The sequence below is a fragment of the Rhizobium sp. 05L419 genome (assembly GCF_056397845.1).
In genome coordinates, this window is record NZ_JBFTOF010000002.1 from 102626 (window position 1) to 119799 (window position 17174).

19 protein-coding genes are annotated in these 17174 nt (G+C 59.1%); 15 read left to right on the plus strand and 4 right to left on the minus strand.

From position 1 onward, the window contains the following. Positions 1–204: 204 nt before the first annotated feature. Positions 205–795, minus strand: a complete 591-nt coding sequence (locus AC1DMK_RS02890) for a hypothetical protein (protein ID WP_477857014.1) — start codon at positions 793–795, stop codon at positions 205–207. A gap of 473 nt (positions 796–1268) precedes the next feature. Between AC1DMK_RS02890 and AC1DMK_RS02895 the strand changes: the two genes are divergently transcribed. The 8 genes from AC1DMK_RS02895 (at position 1269) to AC1DMK_RS02930 (ending at position 6973) form a co-directional block, all read left to right on the plus strand. Then, positions 1269–1607 carry a hypothetical protein gene (locus AC1DMK_RS02895; protein ID WP_477857016.1) on the plus strand — a complete coding sequence of 113 codons (339 nt, stop codon included), beginning with the start codon at positions 1269–1271 and terminating at the stop codon, positions 1605–1607. Positions 1608–1657: 50 nt separating this feature from the next. Further along, on the plus strand, positions 1658–1936 hold the full coding sequence (locus tag AC1DMK_RS02900) for a hypothetical protein (protein WP_477857017.1): 279 nt from the start codon (positions 1658–1660) through the stop codon (positions 1934–1936). Between the two features lie 192 nt (positions 1937–2128). Then, the gene (locus tag AC1DMK_RS02905) at positions 2129–4342 is read left to right on the plus strand and encodes a putative bifunctional diguanylate cyclase/phosphodiesterase (RefSeq protein WP_477857263.1); all 2214 of its coding nucleotides are present in this window, start codon (positions 2129–2131) and stop codon (positions 4340–4342) included. A 228-nt stretch (positions 4343–4570) separates the two neighbouring features. Then, positions 4571–5335, plus strand: coding sequence for a phosphoribosylaminoimidazolesuccinocarboxamide synthase (gene purC / locus AC1DMK_RS02910; RefSeq protein WP_037061342.1), 765 nt, complete (start codon positions 4571–4573; stop codon positions 5333–5335). Positions 5336–5367: 32 nt separating this feature from the next. Continuing rightward, positions 5368–5610, plus strand: a complete 243-nt coding sequence (gene purS, locus AC1DMK_RS02915; RefSeq protein WP_037061340.1) for a phosphoribosylformylglycinamidine synthase subunit PurS — start codon at positions 5368–5370, stop codon at positions 5608–5610. A 19-nt stretch (positions 5611–5629) separates the two neighbouring features. Further along, entirely contained in the window at positions 5630–5776 is a 147-nt protein-coding gene (locus AC1DMK_RS02920) for a hypothetical protein (RefSeq protein ID WP_477857019.1), read from the plus strand. A gap of 78 nt (positions 5777–5854) precedes the next feature. After that, positions 5855–6526: a phosphoribosylformylglycinamidine synthase subunit PurQ gene (gene purQ / locus AC1DMK_RS02925; RefSeq protein WP_037061338.1), complete on the plus strand. Its 672-nt coding sequence runs from the start codon at positions 5855–5857 to the stop codon at positions 6524–6526. A 48-nt stretch (positions 6527–6574) separates the two neighbouring features. Then, a complete protein-coding gene (locus AC1DMK_RS02930) occupies positions 6575–6973 on the plus strand; it encodes a hypothetical protein (RefSeq protein ID WP_037061337.1) in 399 nt (132 codons plus the stop codon). On the opposite strand, the gene AC1DMK_RS02935 is transcribed toward AC1DMK_RS02930, so the two are convergent. Beyond that, complete coding sequence (locus AC1DMK_RS02935) at positions 6974–7234, minus strand: DUF1127 domain-containing protein (protein ID WP_477857020.1); 261 nt, start codon at positions 7232–7234, stop codon at positions 6974–6976. A gap of 79 nt (positions 7235–7313) precedes the next feature. On the opposite strand from AC1DMK_RS02935, the gene AC1DMK_RS02940 reads away from it, so the two are divergent. The 7 genes from AC1DMK_RS02940 to AC1DMK_RS02970 all read left to right on the plus strand — a co-directional run bounded on the left by AC1DMK_RS02940 (position 7314) and on the right by AC1DMK_RS02970 (position 15364). Further along, positions 7314–8732 (plus strand): aminotransferase-like domain-containing protein, encoded by a 1419-nt coding sequence (locus AC1DMK_RS02940; protein ID WP_477857022.1) that lies wholly within the window; start codon positions 7314–7316, stop codon positions 8730–8732. Between the two features lie 169 nt (positions 8733–8901). After that, a complete protein-coding gene (locus AC1DMK_RS02945; protein ID WP_037061376.1) occupies positions 8902–9435 on the plus strand; it encodes an acyloxyacyl hydrolase in 534 nt (177 codons plus the stop codon). Between the two features lie 124 nt (positions 9436–9559). Beyond that, positions 9560–11794 carry a phosphoribosylformylglycinamidine synthase subunit PurL gene (purL, locus tag AC1DMK_RS02950; protein ID WP_477857023.1) on the plus strand — a complete coding sequence of 745 codons (2235 nt, stop codon included), beginning with the start codon at positions 9560–9562 and terminating at the stop codon, positions 11792–11794. Positions 11795–11813: 19 nt separating this feature from the next. Continuing rightward, positions 11814–12047 (plus strand): BolA/IbaG family iron-sulfur metabolism protein, encoded by a 234-nt coding sequence (locus tag AC1DMK_RS02955; protein WP_477857025.1) that lies wholly within the window; start codon positions 11814–11816, stop codon positions 12045–12047. A 317-nt stretch (positions 12048–12364) separates the two neighbouring features. Beyond that, the gene (grxD, locus tag AC1DMK_RS02960) at positions 12365–12700 is read left to right on the plus strand and encodes a Grx4 family monothiol glutaredoxin (protein ID WP_037061325.1); all 336 of its coding nucleotides are present in this window, start codon (positions 12365–12367) and stop codon (positions 12698–12700) included. 142 nt (positions 12701–12842) lie between these two features. Next, positions 12843–14048, plus strand: coding sequence for a multidrug effflux MFS transporter (locus AC1DMK_RS02965; RefSeq protein ID WP_477857027.1), 1206 nt, complete (start codon positions 12843–12845; stop codon positions 14046–14048). A 35-nt stretch (positions 14049–14083) separates the two neighbouring features. Further along, positions 14084–15364, plus strand: a complete 1281-nt coding sequence (locus AC1DMK_RS02970) for a multidrug effflux MFS transporter (RefSeq protein WP_477857029.1) — start codon at positions 14084–14086, stop codon at positions 15362–15364. A 35-nt stretch (positions 15365–15399) separates the two neighbouring features. Here AC1DMK_RS02970 and AC1DMK_RS02975 read toward each other — a convergent pair whose 3' ends face one another. Both AC1DMK_RS02975 and ttcA read right to left on the minus strand, forming a co-directional pair. Continuing rightward, positions 15400–16224, minus strand: coding sequence for an inositol monophosphatase family protein (locus tag AC1DMK_RS02975; RefSeq protein WP_477857031.1), 825 nt, complete (start codon positions 16222–16224; stop codon positions 15400–15402). A gap of 30 nt (positions 16225–16254) precedes the next feature. Next, positions 16255–17139, minus strand: a complete 885-nt coding sequence (gene ttcA, locus AC1DMK_RS02980; RefSeq protein WP_037061317.1) for a tRNA 2-thiocytidine(32) synthetase TtcA — start codon at positions 17137–17139, stop codon at positions 16255–16257. Positions 17140–17174 lie beyond the last annotated feature (35 nt).

Genomic DNA, 17174 nt, shown 5'->3' on the forward strand with positions numbered 1-17174 from the left:
CGCATCAGATCATGTGGCAAAGCGACGGCCAGACTTCGCGGGCGCGCTAGAGCAGGCCGCGCTTCGGTGTTTGCAATTTTAGTTGCCATGATGACGAACCTATCACCAGCTGCCCTGTAAGGCAGCGATTCCTCGCCATCGAATCTACGATTTACTGACAAGCTGCGAGCGGCACACCGCTTACGCCGGAATTCGTTGTAGTCTCTATTTACCAACGCCGATTTGCGTCATGAGGGTTGCGTTGTCCCAGAACAGATACTCTTCATCCATCGTACCTTCCTTGTTCCAACGCCCTAGCGTTGCCATGGGTAGATGGTAGGTTTTCCCTGTCGGCTGAATAACCGTTCCATCCGCCAGGGTCATAGGCTTAGAAAAGGTGCCGTCAAGAAATCCCATCACAGCAGTCCACTCGGCGTCGCCTGTGCCAAACCTTACAGGATGTTCGGTAATCCGGTTGTCTGGAGCAAATGTCCACATGAACTCCAGCTCCTTGATGTGATCCGGAATGCCCTTGGTGGTGTGACCGTCCGGATAGTGTACGATGATGTCCTTGCCGTGGCTCTTATGAAGGTCCTCCCACTGCTGGCCGCTGTAGACGCGGAAATCGAGGTCGTCAAAGTTAGCCAGGAGTTTTGCCAACTCGGACGGCATCCCCTCGACCTTCGGGGTGGGCTCTCCAACTTTGGTGCTGGGCCACGGTTCTTGATCCGCAGCCGCCAAAGGTTCAACGAAAAGAAGACAGGCACTCGTGAGGCCAACGCCGATCGCGAGCGACAGGACGTGTCTTTGCAGCATGATTTCTCTCCTTCGATGTATCCGAAATGCTAGGGCGGTCATCTACAGATCGCGCCGCAAACCTGCGGTGTCACGGCGAGGATTCCGACAGCAATCTCGGCCTTTTCAGGTAGAAGCAATCAGATTTCGGTGAGTCGCGTGAGGTCGGGCTTAGGTCCGAGCTCAAGAGTTACGAAGAAATTTATACTACTTTAGCGCGCTTAGGTAAACTGATCAACTTCATGATGTCACCTTCTAAGAGCGAGGCGATGGCCGCGCCTGTCTGGCCACCTCTCTCGCTTCTGTTGCCGAGTGAAGCGCGAATTTCGGCTCCCAATCGCTGAAACTACTCGCCCCATATCGGCGACCATTCTGAAATTTCGACCTTCAATTTCGTCACTCCGATGCTATTTGAATAGGGGTCTCTGGCAACCGCACGGGCTACCGCAATGTCTGCTCCTGGCGGCGCGATCGAGCCATAACGGCTTATCCGCGTGAAATTTCTTAAGCGGTTAAAAGGAGTGCGTCGTTGGCTCCAGCGTGACGAGATCGGCTTAGAGCCTGCGAGCTTCCAGACGCCGCTTGTCGCGCTCAACATATTCGAAGCCGCGTTGTGTCAGACGGAATTGTCGCTTCTGAAATTCCCCGCGGACAAGGATGAAGCCTTGCTCTTCGGCTTCGCTCAAAGTCTTCAGGCTCGTGCCTTTTGGGGGAGACTGCCAGTCCACGCCAACGGCGCTGTGCAGCAATACCATTATCTTGATAATTTTGTTTCTCCAGGGCTGATGCGTACAGCCGCAATACATAGCTTCGCGCTCAAGTCGCCGCAATGACCGCGATTGGCGGCGCAAAGCTGCCTTTCGGGGCGCGACAGATATGAATTATGAGTGCCTGTCGCGGCAGGCCGTATCGGTGGGTGCTGGGAGCGGCGTGGAAGCTCGATAAGAAAGTAGCGGGCATCAAGATCAATGTTTGGGCACGAGACCTTCGTGCGTCCGGAATCACCGAGGGGCGTCAGACCGCAGTCGCCACCGATGATGTCGCTAAAGTTGCTGGCCACAGCAGCAAGCAGATGACCAACGAGGTGTACGATCGCACGACGATTGAAGTCGCCGAACGCATTGCAAAAGGACGCAAAGAGCGAAGGGAAACAAAGCGATAACGCGCGTTCCCCATCTACATGAAAAGGTTTGGCTATTTTCATTCTCTAAATTAATGGCAATTTAATTCAACAAAAGCACACTGACACGCGCTAGCCGAGCGAGTGTACAAATTGAAGCAGACGAAGCCGGACAAACGGGTCATTGCAAAAGACAACGCCGCGGATACCGAATCCCGCAACGCGGCTCTGAGAGTGGCGACTGGTGAACTTGTGCAACGAGAGAGCCGTTGGAACTACGCTCTTGTCGGCTCAGGGCTGGGCGTATGGGACCACAATCTTCGTCTTGGTACGCGATACTATTCCGATACGTGGAAAGCCATACGCGGCATGGCTCCGGAGGAGGAAGCGGATGGCGACTACCAGACGTGGATCGCGCTGATCCATCCGGACGACCGGGACTTCGTCATCGAAGCAATCGAACGCCAGAATGCCGGCGATCCGAACTATCAGATTTTCGAGTACCGGGAACGCCACAAGGACGGCCATTGGGTCTGGATAGAATGCCGGGGCGCTTGCGTCGAATGGGACGACCGAGGCGCGCCGGCGCGGCTTATCGGCACGGATACGGATATAACAGCGCGCAAGGCAGCCGAGGAGCGGCTGGCTCACATGTCGCGACGACTCGATCTTGCTCTCGATATTTCGAGCATCGGCGTGTTCGAAGCTGATATCGACGCGGGCACCGTTGAGTGGGACGCTCGTCTGATTGCCATATACGGCATAGAGCAGCCATCGCGGAAGACTGCTGGCGACGCCTGGGCCAAGGCACTCCACCCCGACGACCGCGAACGCGTGTTTGCGACAATCGCCGAGAACGTAGAGCGAAATAGCGGCTTCCAGCACGAGTTTCGCATTATCCGTGGGGACGGTGCAGAACGCGTCATTCGCGCGAAGAGCGCGTTTTTCATCGATGGCGATGGCCGCCGCAAGCTGATCGGCGCGAATTGGGACGTGACGGAGGAAGCCCTTCTGAACGCCGAACTTCAACGCGCCAAAGACCTTGCCGAAGCCCGCAACCTCGATCTCGAGGCTGCCAAAGAGAACATAGAGCATCTTGCACTACACGATTACCTCACCGGATTGCCGAACCGCCGCTATCTCGACCGTATGCTCGACGAATATTCCGCAAGATGCCGCCGCGACAACCTGACGCTGGCGGTGCTTCATATTGATCTGGACCGGTTCAAGCAGATCAACGACACGCTTGGCCACCGCGCAGGCGACGCGATGCTGCAACATGCGGCAACGGTCCTCAAGGCAAACGTGCGCTCAAACGATTTCGTCGCGCGCATCGGTGGCGATGAGTTCGTCGTCCTTTGCACGATCGACGTCACACCGAAGAAAATATCCAACCTCGCGGAGCGAATCATCCGCGAACTCTGCCGCCCGATCCGCTACGAAAACCACGATTGCCGCTTCGGTGCGAGTATCGGCATTGCAACGGGAAGCGGCTCAGCGCTCGACGGGAAGCAACTCCTCCTGAATGCGGATATCGCGCTCTATCGCGCAAAGAGCGGCGGGCGGAACCGCCACGAGTTCTATTCCACCGACGCCCGTCGCCGCATCATTGCCAGCAAGCGCCTTGCGGACGATATTCTCCTCGGGCTGGAACGCCGGGAGTTCGTTCCGTTCTACCAACCGCAGTTTCATGCCCGCACGCTTGATATTGCCGGCGTCGAGACCCTCGCCCGCTGGCAGCATCGCGAGCGCGGCTTGATGACGCCCGATAAATTCCTGGCAATTGCCGAGGATATCAACGTCGTCGCGACTATCGACGGCCTCATTCTCGAACAGGCATTGGCGGACAGGGACCGGTGGGAAAGCGAAGGCGTCGTCATTCCGAAGATCGCGGTCAATGTCTCGTCCCGTCGCCTCGACGATCCCAATCTCGGGAAGAAGCTTCGCGCGCTGAAGATCGTGCCTGGAACAGTCGCATTCGAGTTGCTTGAATCGATATCGCTCGACGATTGCGACGAGGCCGTCATCGCTAACTTGCGGCAGTTGCGCAGGCTGGGCATCGACATCGAAATCGACGACTTCGGCACCGGACATGCGTCGATCGTCAGTCTTTTGAAGCTCAGCCCCAAGACGTTGAAGATCGACAGGGAACTTGTGCGGATGGTGCCGCATTCGTCAGGGCAACGAAAGCTGGTCCGGTCCATCATCGATATCGGGCGGTCGCTGAACATCCTGGTCACCGCGGAAGGCGTGGAAACGATGGACCACGTCCGCATTCTCGCCGATCTCGGTTGCGATATGCTGCAAGGCTACGCGCTTGCCCGCCCTATGCCGGCGTTGCAGATCCCTGCTTTCGTGCGCGCCGCAGGCTGGCGGCAGACCGAAGCTGACGCCCGAGGCCCGCAGACGGACCTGCGCAAGCCGTTCAAAGGATACGTCTCCAAATAAATAGCTGCAAAACGGGACCAGGCACCGCCTGTCGTTCCGTTATCATGCAAAACCCTGTAAAATAGGCTCTTGAAACCTTTCGATTCTCTTGCCGGCGCTCCGGATAATCCGGAATCCGGGGAAGGAGTGACAGGCGGATTGTGAAACCCTCGCTTTTCCTTTAAGGGGACGCCACGAGATCGATCCACTCGCGCTATCCCAGAGCGCCAACGACAGAGAACAATCGCAATGAACCGTCGCCGCCGTATCTACGAGGGCAAGGCAAAGATTCTGTATGAGGGACCCGAGCCGGGCACGCTGATCCAGTTCTTCAAGGATGATGCCACCGCTTTCAACAAGAAAAAGCACGAAGTCATCGATGGCAAGGGCGTTCTGAACAACCGCATTTGCGAATTCATTTTCAATCATCTGAACAAGATCGGCATTCCGACCCATTTCATCCGCCGGCTTAACATGCGCGAGCAGTTGATCCGCGAAGTGGAGATGATCCCGCTCGAGATCGTCGTGCGCAACGTCGCAGCTGGCTCGCTGGCCAAACGCCTCGGCATCGAGGAAGGCGTAGTCCTGCCGCGCTCGATCATCGAGTTCTACTACAAGTCGGACGCGCTCGAGGATCCGATGGTCTCCGAAGAGCACATCACGGCCTTCGGTTGGGCCAACCCCGCCGAGCTCGACGACATCATGGCGCTGGCCATCCGCGTCAACGACTTCATGACCGGTCTGTTCCTCGGCGTCGGCATCCAGCTCGTCGACTTCAAGATCGAATGCGGGCGCCTTTACGAAGGCGACATGATGCGCATCATCCTCGCCGACGAAATTTCGCCCGACTCCTGCCGCCTCTGGGATATCGACACCCAGGAAAAGATGGACAAGGACCGCTTCCGTCGCGATCTGGGCGGGCTTCTCGAAGCCTATTCGGAAGTGGCACGCCGCCTCGGCATCATCAACGAGAACGAACCCGTGCGCGGCACGGGGCCCGTCCTCGTGAAATAAAACATTCGGTCAAAGAAGACAGGGAAGACAAAGTGATCAAGGCTCGTGTAACCGTCACGCTGAAGAACGGCGTTCTCGATCCGCAGGGCAAGGCAATCGAAGGCGCGCTCGGCGCGCTCGGCTTCGACGGCGTCGGCCATGTCCGCCAGGGCAAGGTTTTCGACGTCGAACTCGAAGGCGCCGACAAGGCGATGGCCGAAAACAACCTCAAGGCCATGTGCGAGAAACTACTCGCCAACACTGTTATCGAGAATTATACCATTTCTCTCGACTGAAGGTTGTGGAGATTGTGCGATGGCCGCGGTGACGCAAGAGTTCATGTACGAGTTGTTGAAGAAGAAGCACCAGCGTACCGACAAGATAGATGTTTCCCTTGGGGGATATCCGATGGTTTGGATGCACCAAGACATTTATAACATCTACGGCATCCGTTCGGCATGACGAACGACTTGACCGCATAGAAAAGCGTCTCGAACTTCGAGAACTGGCAGAAGCACAAGCAAGGTTTGAACCGCACCCATGAAATCAGCCGTCGTTCAGCTCCCGGGCCTCAATCGCGATCGCGACATGATCGCTGCGCTTACTAAGATCTCAGGCAAGGCACCTGTGACGATCTGGCAGACGGAAACGCAGATTCCCGATGTCGACCTGATCGTTATTCCAGGCGGCTTCTCCTATGGCGATTACCTGCGTTGTGGAGCAATCGCGGCGCGGATGCCTGTCATGCAGGCGATCATCGAGAAAGCCAACAAGGGCGTAAAGGTTCTTGGTGTCTGCAATGGCTTCCAGATCCTGGTCGAGGCGGGCCTTCTGCCCGGCGCCCTGATGCGCAACGCATCGCTGAGGTTCGTCTGCCGCGAGATCAAGCTGGAAGTGGTGAACGCGGATACCGACTTCACCCGGGCCTACGGCAAGGGTCAGGTCATCCGCTGCCCGGTTGCCCATCATGACGGGAACTATTTCGCCGACACTGGAACGTTGGACAAGATCGAAGGCGATGGCCAGGTGGTTTTCCGCTACGCCGAGGGCACCAATCCGAACGGCTCGATCAACGATATTGCCGCCGTCATGAACGAAAGAGGCAATGTTCTCGGAATGATGCCGCACCCCGAAAACCTTATCGAGGCTGCACACGGCGGCTCCGACGGTCGCGGTCTCTTCGCTTCGGCGCTCGACGTAATCGCTGCTTAACCCTTCCCGCGTAAGAGGCCATTCGTCCGGTCCACTGGAGTAAGATCGATGCGCCCTCGCCTCGCTGCACTGCATATTCTCGCCATCGCCGCTACTGCGGCGCTGGTCGTTTCCTGCCAGTCGAAGCCGACGGTTCGTGCTCCGGATCGTGACGCGCTGTCAACGATGGAGCGCGTTGCAGTAGCGGCAAATACCTGCTGGTTCAAATCGCGTGATGCGGCCTTTGCGGCTTACAAGCTGGCACCGGAGCTGAATTCCTTCTCCGGCCGGCCGCGTATTCTCGTCGTCCACGAGGGCAGCCCGGAGAGCAGACCGCTGCTCGTTGTCCAGGCGGAAGGCAATCCTTCCAAGCTCGACGCCTTCGGGCCGATGATGCAATCGCCCCTCGGGCCGCGCATCGCCCAAGATGTCACGCGTTGGGCATCCGGCAGGAAGAGCTGCAGCTGATCAATCCCAGAAGAATGACCTGCTCGCTTCCTTGCGCGCCTCTGTGCGCGTGAGGCCGATGTCTAGCAGTTCCGTGTCCGTCAGATCTCTCAACGCTCTGCGCGTCTCGCGTTTCTGATGCCACAGCACGAAACGGCGCCACAAAAGCCCCTGAAGTCGAGGAACGTCAGATCGAACGCATCGAATGGCCATCTCACGCGCTTGCTCCTGCGTCGGGAGACATACAGTTGAGTGTTTGACATCAGGGGCGGCGGCAGACATTTTGGCTCCGATCTATCATTGTAAGCATTTCACTGATACTATTGACATCGAAACAGTGACAATCTAGGAAATTGTCATCATGACAAATTGGCTTCCCGACGTCACTCGAGGGTCCGGTCCCGTCTATCTCAGGCTGGCGGATAGTATCGAATCCGCAATATCGAGCGGCACACTGCCCGCGGGGAGCAAGCTCCCTCCACAACGCAATCTTGCCTACGACATAGGGGTGACAATCGGCACAATTGGCCGCGCCTACGCGCTGGTGCACGAGCGCGGACTGGTCGCAGGCGAAGTCGGGCGCGGTACCTATGTCCTGGACCGGGCACAAACCGCACCGGGCAATCAAGCGGATCCCTTGACAATCGCCTTGGGCGGCACCCGTACAATCGATGCGCCACCGAACAAGATTCGCTTCGACACGACAGCGGCGCCAGATCTCGGCCAGGGCAAGATCATCGGGCGCATTCTCGCAGAGATCGGCGAGCAGCATCTGTCGGAGATATCCTCCTATTCGCGCGTCTTCCCGAAGAACTGGTACGAGGCGGGTCGTCGCTGGCTTGCCCGAAACGACTGGATGCCGCAGGCGGAAAACATCGTTCCGACCCTCGGAGCTCACGCAGCCGCCATCGCTGTCATCTCCGCGGTGTCGTCGCCCGGTGACAAGATCGTTTTCGAAAACCTGAGCTACACCCAGGTGAGCCGCAGTGCCCGCATTCTCGGTCGCCGTACGATTACGGTCGACTCCGACGAGAACGGTGTCATTCCGGAGGATTTCGAGCGGCTATGCCTTCAGCAGCATCCCAAGCTGGCTTTTCTGATGCCGACCGCTCACAACCCTACGCTCGCAACCATGCCGCATGAGCGTCGGGCGAAAGTCGCCGAGATCGCGCGGCGCCATGGCGTCTGGCTGATAGAAGACGACCTCTACGGCGGCATGACCGGCGACGAGAACCCCCTCCTCGCCTCCTTGGCGCCGGATCGGACATTTTTGATCAGCGGCCTGTCGAAGGCCGTCGCCGCAGGTGTTCGCGGCGGCTGGGTCGCCTGTCCGCCGCATTTTGCCCAGCGGATCAAGGTTACGCACAAGATGATCACCGGCGGACTGCCCTTCATCCTGGCTGAAGCGTGCGCGCGCCTGGTCGAAAGCGGTCAAGCGCACGAAATCCGCAAGGCGAGCATCGCCGAATTGAGCATCCGCGAGCACATGTCCCGTGAAAAGCTCCACGGATTCGATTTCGTGTCGCATCCGCACGTGCCGTTCCTGTGGCTGAAGCTGCCCGACCCCTGGCTTTCAGGAACCTTCAAGAACGCGGCATTCAGGGACGGCGTGCTGATCGACGATGAAGACGAGTTCAAGGCAGCGCGCACAGATAAGGTGTATCACCGCGTGCGTATCAGCTTCTCCTCTCCGAAGAGCAGAGAGGAATTGGTTGGGGGCTTCATGACGCTCCGACGTCTGCTCGAGAGTGGCGGCTCCGGGTACGACGGCGAAATCTGAAGTTGTTGCCGATCGGCAGCATTCCGGAAAATCTGACCTTCCCAACGGCAGGTTGCTTTAACGACTCACTATCGATGCTACCAATACGTCCAGGTGATTTGCACTAGGACGAGGACAGTGCATGGCGGTATATGGTCGCGGATTTGTACCAGCCTCGATTGGGGCCGCCATGGCTGCGGTTCTTGCCAATGCCTCATTGTTTGCCGCTTCAGTCTACGCAGGCGACAAGATATTCGACGAGTTGCGCTTCGGCGCCTCGGCGTCGGTACAGGATGGCAACTCCCGCGAAGACGGCGTTTTTCCCGAGGTAACGGTTTTCTTCGATCCATTCGGATCGGATGCTGCAACCGACTGGAAACAGCGGCTCGCTCGGCCGCGCGTCAACATCGGAACGTCGATTGGGACATCCGGCGAAGCAACGCAGGTTTTCGCCGGCGTTGCCTGGACGGCAAACTTCAACGAGAAGATCTTCGCGGAGGCCGGCTTTGGCGGCGTTTGGCACAACGGCGAACTGGATCACAATGACGATGGACCGGAACTCGGCTGTCGCTTCCTTTTCCACGAATATATCGGCGCAGGCTACAGGTTCGACGCACACTGGAATGTCGTTGCCCAGGTGGCTCACTCCTCGCACGCCAACCTTTGCGACGGCCCGAACAACGGCATGACCCGCGCTGGCGTTCAGGTCGGCTACAAGTTCTAGCTGGCAACGAAATCGCCTGTCAGTGCCGGCGGCCTGTTAACAGCGGGCATTTTCCTGTCGCACGTTTCATCGACTTAGGCTAAAGACACCGAAATCGCGCAACGGCAGGGACTTCCGAGAGCTCATGACCATTTCCAATACCCGCCCGATCACCCCCGAACTGATCGCCGCCCACGGCCTGAAGCCGGATGAATACCAGCGGATACTGGATCTGATCGGACGCGAGCCGACCTTTACCGAACTTGGCATTTTCTCGGCGATGTGGAACGAGCACTGCTCCTACAAATCCTCCAAGAAATGGCTCCGCACGCTGCCGACCAAGGGTCCGCGCGTCATCCAGGGTCCGGGGGAAAATGCCGGCGTGGTCGATATCGATGACGGCGATTGCGTCGTCTTCAAGATGGAAAGCCACAACCACCCCTCTTACATCGAACCCTACCAGGGTGCTGCAACGGGCGTTGGCGGCATTCTGCGCGACGTCTTCACCATGGGCGCGCGCCCCATCGCGGCCATGAACGCGCTTCGCTTCGGCGAGCCGGACCATCCGAAGACCCGCCATTTGGTTTCTGGCGTCGTTGCGGGCGTTGGCGGTTACGGCAATTCCTTCGGCGTTCCGACGGTCGGCGGCGAAGTTGAGTTCGACGCGCGCTACAACGGCAACATCCTCGTCAACGCTTTTGCAGCGGGACTGGCCAAGTCGAACGCGATCTTCCTGTCCGAGGCCAAGGGCGTCGGTCTTCCGGTCGTCTATCTCGGCGCCAAGACCGGCCGCGACGGTGTCGGCGGCGCCACCATGGCTTCGGCGGAGTTCGACGAATCTATAGAAGAGAAGCGCCCGACCGTGCAGGTCGGCGACCCCTTCACGGAAAAGTGCCTGCTCGAAGCATGCCTAGAACTGATGCAGACCGGCGCCGTCATCGCTATCCAGGACATGGGGGCCGCGGGCCTCACCTGCTCGGCCGTGGAAATGGGCGCCAAGGGCGACCTCGGCATCCTGCTGGATCTCGACAAGGTCCCGGTCCGCGAGGATGAGATGACCGCCTATGAAATGATGCTGTCCGAAAGCCAGGAGCGTATGCTCATGGTTCTCGAGCCGGAAAAGGAAGCCGTCGCAAAGGCGATCTTCGTCAAGTGGGGCCTCGATTTCGCCATCGTCGGCAAGACCACCGACGACCTGCGCTTCCGCATCGTGCACCAGGGCGACGAAGTCGCCAACCTGCCGATCAAGGACCTCGGCGACCAGGCGCCGGAATATGACCGGCCGTGGCGCGAACCGGACAAGCGTGCGGCCCTCCCCGCCCACCTCGTTGCGGAACCTGCCGACTACGGCCAGGCGCTGCTGCAGCTCGTCGGGTCTCCGAACCAGTCGAGCCGCCGTTGGGTCTACGAACAGTATGACACGCTGATCCAGGGTAATTCGCTGCAACTGCCGGGTGGCGACGCGGGCGTTGTCCGTGTCGAAAACCACCCGACGAAAGCACTGGCTTTCTCGTCCGACGTTACCCCGCGCTACGTCGAAGCCGACCCGTTCGAAGGCGGCAAACAGGCAGTGGCAGAATGCTGGCGCAACATCACGGCGACCGGCGCAGAGCCCCTTGCGGCAACCGACAACCTCAATTTCGGCAACCCCGAAAAGCCCGAAGTCATGGGCCAGTTCGTCCACGCCGTGAAGGGCATCGGCGAGGCTTGCCGCGCGCTCGATTTCCCGATCGTTTCCGGCAACGTCTCGCTCTACAACGAAACCAATGGCGTCGCGATCCTTCCGACCCCGACGATTGCGGGCGTCGGCCTGCTCGCCGACTGGAAGAAAATGACCCGCATCGGTAGCGCCTCGAATGGCGACAAGGTCATCATGATCGGCACCGACGGCAGCCACCTGGGCTCCTCGATCTACGTCCGGGATATCCTTGGCAGCACCGATGGCCCGGCGCCTGAAGTGGATCTTTTCGCCGAACGACGCAACGGCGACTTCGTGCGCTCGGTCATCCGCAACGGCCAGGCAACCGCCTGCCATGACATCTCGTCCGGTGGACTTGCCCTCGCCCTCGCCGAGATGGCCATGGCTTCAGGCAAGGGGCTCAAGATCGGCCTGCGCGAAGGCAAGGGTGCGCCTCACGCCCTTCTCTTCGGCGAAGACCAGGCTCGCTACGTACTGACCCTCCCCGCCGATGTCGCCGACTTCGTCTGCGCCAATGCCGAAGGTGCGGGCGTACCCTTCCGCCGGCTCGGTACCGTCGAAGGCGAAAATCTCATCGTAGACGATCTTCTCACGCTGCCGATTCAGCAATTGCGCAACGCCCATGAATCATGGTTCCCTGAATACATGGAAGGCCGCGGCACGCTCGCTGCCGCGGAATAATGCGCAAGGAGTACCGATCATGCCTATGAAACCTGGTGACATCGAAGACATGATCAAAGCCGGGATTCCCGGTGCCAAGGTGACCATCCGGGATCTTGCCGGTGACGGCGATCACTATGCTGCCGAAGTCGTTGCCGAGGCATTCCGCGGCAAGAGCCGGGTGCAGCAACACCAGATGGTCTACGAGGCGCTGAAGGGCAATATGKGCGGAATATTGCATGCCTTGGCGCTGCAGACATCCGCACCCGAGTGATGACGAGATAGAACGGTGCCCGGTGAAGGACCGGGCATTTTTGATCTTGGCCGTTGTGGGCAGCTCCCCAACAAAGACAATGATCGCCAGGCTCGCACGCTTGGCTGTCCCGCCCTTGTCGGTTTAACGCCGCTTGCGCATCCTTTATTTCCGCCGATCCGGTGCGCCCGTAACGGATAGGCAACAGCTTGCGACATCGCACGGGCATCAGGCATTTTTTTGGTTGCACCGGCTGGAATTCCGCCCATCACATGCTATCTAAGCTTAACGATTGAAACGGCGGGCCTTTAACCTGCCTGTTGAAAGGATTAGGTCCCATGAGCGGTATCAACGAATTCATCGACAACGAAATCAAGACCAACGACGTCGTCCTCTTCATGAAGGGCACGCCGCAGTTTCCCCAGTGTGGGTTCTCCGGCCAGGTCGTTCAGATCCTCGATCACATCGGCGTCGACTACAAGGGCATCAACGTGCTCGCTGATTCGGAAATCCGCCAGGGCATCAAGGATTACTCTAGCTGGCCGACGATCCCGCAGCTCTACGTGAAAGGTGAGTTCATCGGCGGCTGCGACATCGTCCGGGAAATGTTCCAGGCAGGTGAATTACAGCAGCACCTGCAGGAAAACGGCATTACCGTTCGCGGCGCCGCCTGACCTGACCGGTCACCGGGCGTCCGTCCGGTTTCCAAATCTGTATTTCAAGTCCGAGGCGCTGTTCTGAACAGCGCCTTGGCCTGTTTATGGGAATTTCATCGTGACAGATTCATCACGGGCCGTGCACGCGGGCAGACGGCCCATGGGCAAAGGTGAGTTCATTGCGCTTGCCGCTTTCCTGATGGCGGTCAATTCGCTCGCTATCGACATCATGCTCCCCGCCCTTCAGCAAATCGGCGCAAGCCTGGGCGTCGAAAGCGAGAACCACCGTCAATTCGTCGTCTCGACCTATCTCCTCGGCTTCGGCGCGGCGCAGCTTTTCTACGGCCCGCTGTCGGATCGCTTCGGCCGCCGCATTCCGCTTCTGATCGGCCTTGCCATCTATATCTGTTCTGCCCTTGGCATTGCCCTGGTCCCGTCTTTCGCGGGCCTGCTAGCTCTGCGTTTCGTTCAGGGCATCGGTTCGGCCGCGACCCGTGTCATCACCATCTCCATTGTCCGTGACGTCTACGGCGGCAGGCAGATGGCGGAGGTCATGTCTCTGATCATGATGGTATTCATGATCGTTCCGGTCATCGCGCCCGGCAGCGGCCAGATCATCATGTTCTTCGGCAGCTGGCATTTGATTTTCGTGTTCATTGCAGCAATGGGCGCACTGATCGCGATCTGGGCTTACATCCGTTTGCCTGAAACGCTCCACGCCGCCAACGTCCGCCCCTTCACCGCCCGCGCAGTCATCGGCGGATTCAAGCTGGTTCTGACCAATCGCATCGCGCTGTGCTATACGATTGCCACCACCTTCATATTCGGCTCGTTGTTCGGTTTCATCAATTCCGCCCAGCAGATTTACGTCGGGATCTACGACCTCGGCGTCTATTTCCCGTTCGCATTTGCCGGCGTGGCGATCTTCATGTCGCTGTCGTCCTTCCTGAATTCGCGCCTTGTCGGCAGATTCGGAATGCGGCGTCTCTCGCATGCGGCGTTGCTGGGCTTCATCGCCATCAACACCATCTGGCTGCTGGCGCTTCTGGTTGGCCCGCAGCCGATGCCATTCGCCTTCTTCATCGGGTTCTTCGGCCTCGCGATGTTCCAATTCGGCTGGATCGGCTCGAATTTCAATTCGCTGGCAATGGAGCCGCTCGGCCACGTGGCCGGCACCGCCTCCTCCGTGCTCGGCTTCATGAGCACGGTGGGCGGCGCGCTGATCGGCGCTGGCATCGGCCAGGCGTTCAATGGAACGGCGCTGCCGATGGTCGCCGGTTATTTCACCGTGTCGATCATCGGTCTCGTCTTCGTCTTGATAGCCGAAAAAGGCCGTCTCTTTCAGCCGCACAACCCGTCTGTTTGAACGATTGACGAAATTTCATATTCAGGATCTTCCCAATGACGCCGCCACATAAACCTCACGCTGAAAACCAGGGCTCGCGCCGTATCGGCATGGGCTTCATCGAATTCGTCATAACGATTGCGATCATGACCGCGAGCGTCGCAATGGCGATTGATAGCATGTTGCCATCGCTCCCGGCCATCGGCCGCTCCCTCGGCGTGGTGAACGCAAACGATACCCAGCTCGTCATCGCTGTTTTCTTCCTCGGGTTCGGTGTGTCTCAGATCGTCTTCGGCAGTCTGTCCGATACGTTCGGCCGCCGAAACATCCTGCTCGGTGGTCTTGCCGTCTATGTCCTTGCCATGTTCGCAGCAGCTGCGACGGGCAGCTTCGAAATGCTCCTCATCATGCGTTTCGTTCAGGGTCTCGGCGGCGCCGCCGTGCGCATCACCACCATGGCAATCGTGCGCGACTGCTTCGGCGGCCGCGAGATGGCCCGAGTGATGTCCTACGTCATGATCGTCTTCATGATCGTGCCGATCGTTGCCCCATCTGTCGGCCAGCTCATCATCACCTATGCCAATTGGCATTGGATATTCATCCTGCTGGGTATTGTCGGTGCCGTTCTCTTCGTTTGGGCGTTGCTGCGCCTTAAGGAATCCCTGCCGAAGGAGGAGCGGATACCGCTCTCGGTCGCCTCCGTGACCGATGGCTTCAAGACGGTTCTGACCAACAAGATCACCTGCGGCTACATGATCGGGTTGACGATGTTCACGGCCGTCATCAGTGCCTACGTCATCTCCGTCCAACAGGTCTTCGGCGAGGTCTACGGGCTCGGCGACTGGCTGCCGATCGCCTTCGCGGCAACGGCGGGGGGTATTGCCGTTGCGAACTTCGCGAACGGCTTTTTCGTGCGCAAGTTCGGCATGCGCCGTATCTCGCACGTCGCGATGATCCTGTTCACGATCGTTTCCGCGATCGGCTATGTCAAAGCGCTGGGCGGCACACCTGACTTCGCCTTCGCCTACGCGCTGTTCACCGTCCTGCTGATGATGTTCGCCGTCATCGCCACCAACTTCACGGCCATCAGCCTTGAACCGATGGGCAACCTGGCAGGCACGGCGACCGCGATCACAGGCTTCGTTTCGACCACCTTCGGCGCCATTCTGGGCGGTGCCGTCGGCCAGCTCTTCAACGGAACTGTGCAGCCCTTGTTTGGCGGATTCGCTGTGTTCGGTGCCGTCAGCATCGTTGCAACGCTGTGGGCGGAAGGCGGCAAGCTCTTCACGCACCCCGGCGACGATCCGAAGCTGGATCCGGGTGCCGGTCACTTCTGAACCCAAAAGCCCGCCGACTCGGCGGGCTAGACCCCTCAGACCGTGAAGACCTCACGACGCAGCAGCTCCCAGCTCTCCTTGTCAGGGGTGATCAGCAGCCCACCGTCGAGATGATGCGGCAGATAGGCCGACCCGTCGAAGCGGGCGGCGTAGCCACCCGCCTCCTGGGCTATCAACGTCCCGGCAAGATGATCCCAGGGCATCAGCTTGTTGTACATGAGGTAGTGCACGTGCCCGCCTGCGAACGCCCGGTACTCGTGCGCCGCGCAGCGATAATTCGAGAGAAAACGCACCTTGGCCAGATTTGCCAGGATCTTGGCGCGTTTGTTGATGGAGAAGAATCCGGTCGAGGCCATCCCGACCATCTGGCCGAGTGCCACTGGCCGCGCCACCGAAAGCCGTTCTGCATCACCGTCAGGCCGCCGAAGCCACGCGCCGCTGCCCTTTTCGGCGATCACCCAGTCATCGCCCATCGGATCGTAAATGATGCCGGCAACCGTCTCGCCCTTCGCAACGACAGAGGCCATGACGCCGAACGCCGGAATGCCGGACGCGAAGTTGAAAGTGCCATCGACGGGATCGACGACGATAGCGAGGTCCGCGCCCTCCAGCGTTCCAAGCAGGGCCGCGTCAGCTGCAACCGATTCTTCACCGATGAAGGTGGCCGTTGGCCAGCGTTGGGCGACCTCCGCCTTGATCATCCGCTCCGCCTGCAGGTCCGCTTCCGTCACCAGATCCGTCGCCTCGCTCTTTGCACGGACATCGTTGCTGCCGAGCCGGCGAAACCGTGGCAATATCTCTGCCTTCGCCGCACGCCTCAGAAGATCGGCAAGCGTCGTTACATCTATCGTGGGAGCCATTGGATGTCCTTCAATGCGCCTGAGCGCCGGTTACTCACTCTTCGGCGTCGTTTCCCCGGCCACCAGGCCCGCGAAATCGAAAAGCTTGGGGTCGAGCAGGTGTGACGGATTCACGTGAGCCAACGCCCTCAGCATCGTGTCCTTGCGACCGGGCATGCGCCGCTCGATGTCAGCAAGCATATCTTTCATCGCGTTGCGCTGCAGCCCCTCCTGTGAGCCGCAGAGATCGCAAGGAATGATCGGAAACTGCATAGCGGCCGCGAACTTCGCCATGTCGTCCTCGGCGCAATAAGCAAGCGGACGCAGCACCATAAGGTTGCCTTCGTCGTTCAGCAGTTTCGCCGGCATCGAAGCAAGACGCCCGCCGTGGAAGAAATTCATGAAGAAGGTTTCAAGGATATCCTCGCGATGATGTCCAAGCACGAGCGCATCGCAGCCTTCTTCCCGCGCGATGCGATAGAGGTTGCCGCGTCTGAGCCGCGAACAGAGCGAGCAATAGGTCGCGCCTACCGGCACTTTCTCCTTCACGATCGAATAGGTATCGCGGTATTCGATCCGGTGCCTGACGCCGATCTTGGTGAGATAGTCAGGCAGTACGTGCTTGGGGAAATTCGGTTGCCCCTGGTCGAGGTTGCAGGCGATGAGCTCGACCGGCAACAGGCCGCGCCATTGCAGATCGAGAAGCAGTGCCAGAAGCCCGTAGGAGTCCTTGCCGCCGGAAACGCCGATCAGCCAGCGCTTCTGACCCTTGAGCATGTCGAAGTCGTCGAAGGCCTGGCGAACCTGACGCAGCAGCCGCTTGCGCATCTTGTTGAAAGAGACCGAACTCGGCGCATCGGCAAAAAGCGCATGCGCGATCCCGCCTTGGCTTTCAGGTGTTTCCAGCTCATCGGCAATGTCAGCAGCGATGTTCATTTTCTCATCCAATCCGGGTCCGACCTGCTCTAGCA

Bases quoted from the DNA above. Each gene is read 5' to 3' on its own strand.
- AC1DMK_RS02890 (WP_477857014.1), bottom strand. From the start codon at position 795: ATGCTGCAAAGACACGTCCTGTCGCTCGCGATCGGCGTTGGCCTCACG.
- AC1DMK_RS02900 (WP_477857017.1), top strand. From the start codon at position 1,658: ATGAGTGCCTGTCGCGGCAGGCCGTATCGGTGGGTGCTGGGAGCGGCG.
- purC (WP_037061342.1), top strand. From the start codon at position 4,571: ATGAACCGTCGCCGCCGTATCTACGAGGGCAAGGCAAAGATTCTGTAT.
- AC1DMK_RS02920 (WP_477857019.1), top strand. From the start codon at position 5,630: ATGGCCGCGGTGACGCAAGAGTTCATGTACGAGTTGTTGAAGAAGAAG.
- purQ (WP_037061338.1), top strand. From the start codon at position 5,855: ATGAAATCAGCCGTCGTTCAGCTCCCGGGCCTCAATCGCGATCGCGAC.
- AC1DMK_RS02930 (WP_037061337.1), top strand. From the start codon at position 6,575: ATGCGCCCTCGCCTCGCTGCACTGCATATTCTCGCCATCGCCGCTACT.
- AC1DMK_RS02935 (WP_477857020.1), bottom strand. From the start codon at position 7,234: ATGTCTGCCGCCGCCCCTGATGTCAAACACTCAACTGTATGTCTCCCG.
- AC1DMK_RS02940 (WP_477857022.1), top strand. From the start codon at position 7,314: ATGACAAATTGGCTTCCCGACGTCACTCGAGGGTCCGGTCCCGTCTAT.
- AC1DMK_RS02945 (WP_037061376.1), top strand. From the start codon at position 8,902: ATGGCTGCGGTTCTTGCCAATGCCTCATTGTTTGCCGCTTCAGTCTAC.
- purL (WP_477857023.1), top strand. From the start codon at position 9,560: ATGACCATTTCCAATACCCGCCCGATCACCCCCGAACTGATCGCCGCC.
- grxD (WP_037061325.1), top strand. From the start codon at position 12,365: ATGAGCGGTATCAACGAATTCATCGACAACGAAATCAAGACCAACGAC.
- AC1DMK_RS02965 (WP_477857027.1), top strand. From the start codon at position 12,843: ATGGGCAAAGGTGAGTTCATTGCGCTTGCCGCTTTCCTGATGGCGGTC.
- AC1DMK_RS02970 (WP_477857029.1), top strand. From the start codon at position 14,084: ATGACGCCGCCACATAAACCTCACGCTGAAAACCAGGGCTCGCGCCGT.
- AC1DMK_RS02975 (WP_477857031.1), bottom strand. From the start codon at position 16,224: ATGGCTCCCACGATAGATGTAACGACGCTTGCCGATCTTCTGAGGCGT.
- ttcA (WP_037061317.1), bottom strand. From the start codon at position 17,139: ATGAACATCGCTGCTGACATTGCCGATGAGCTGGAAACACCTGAAAGC.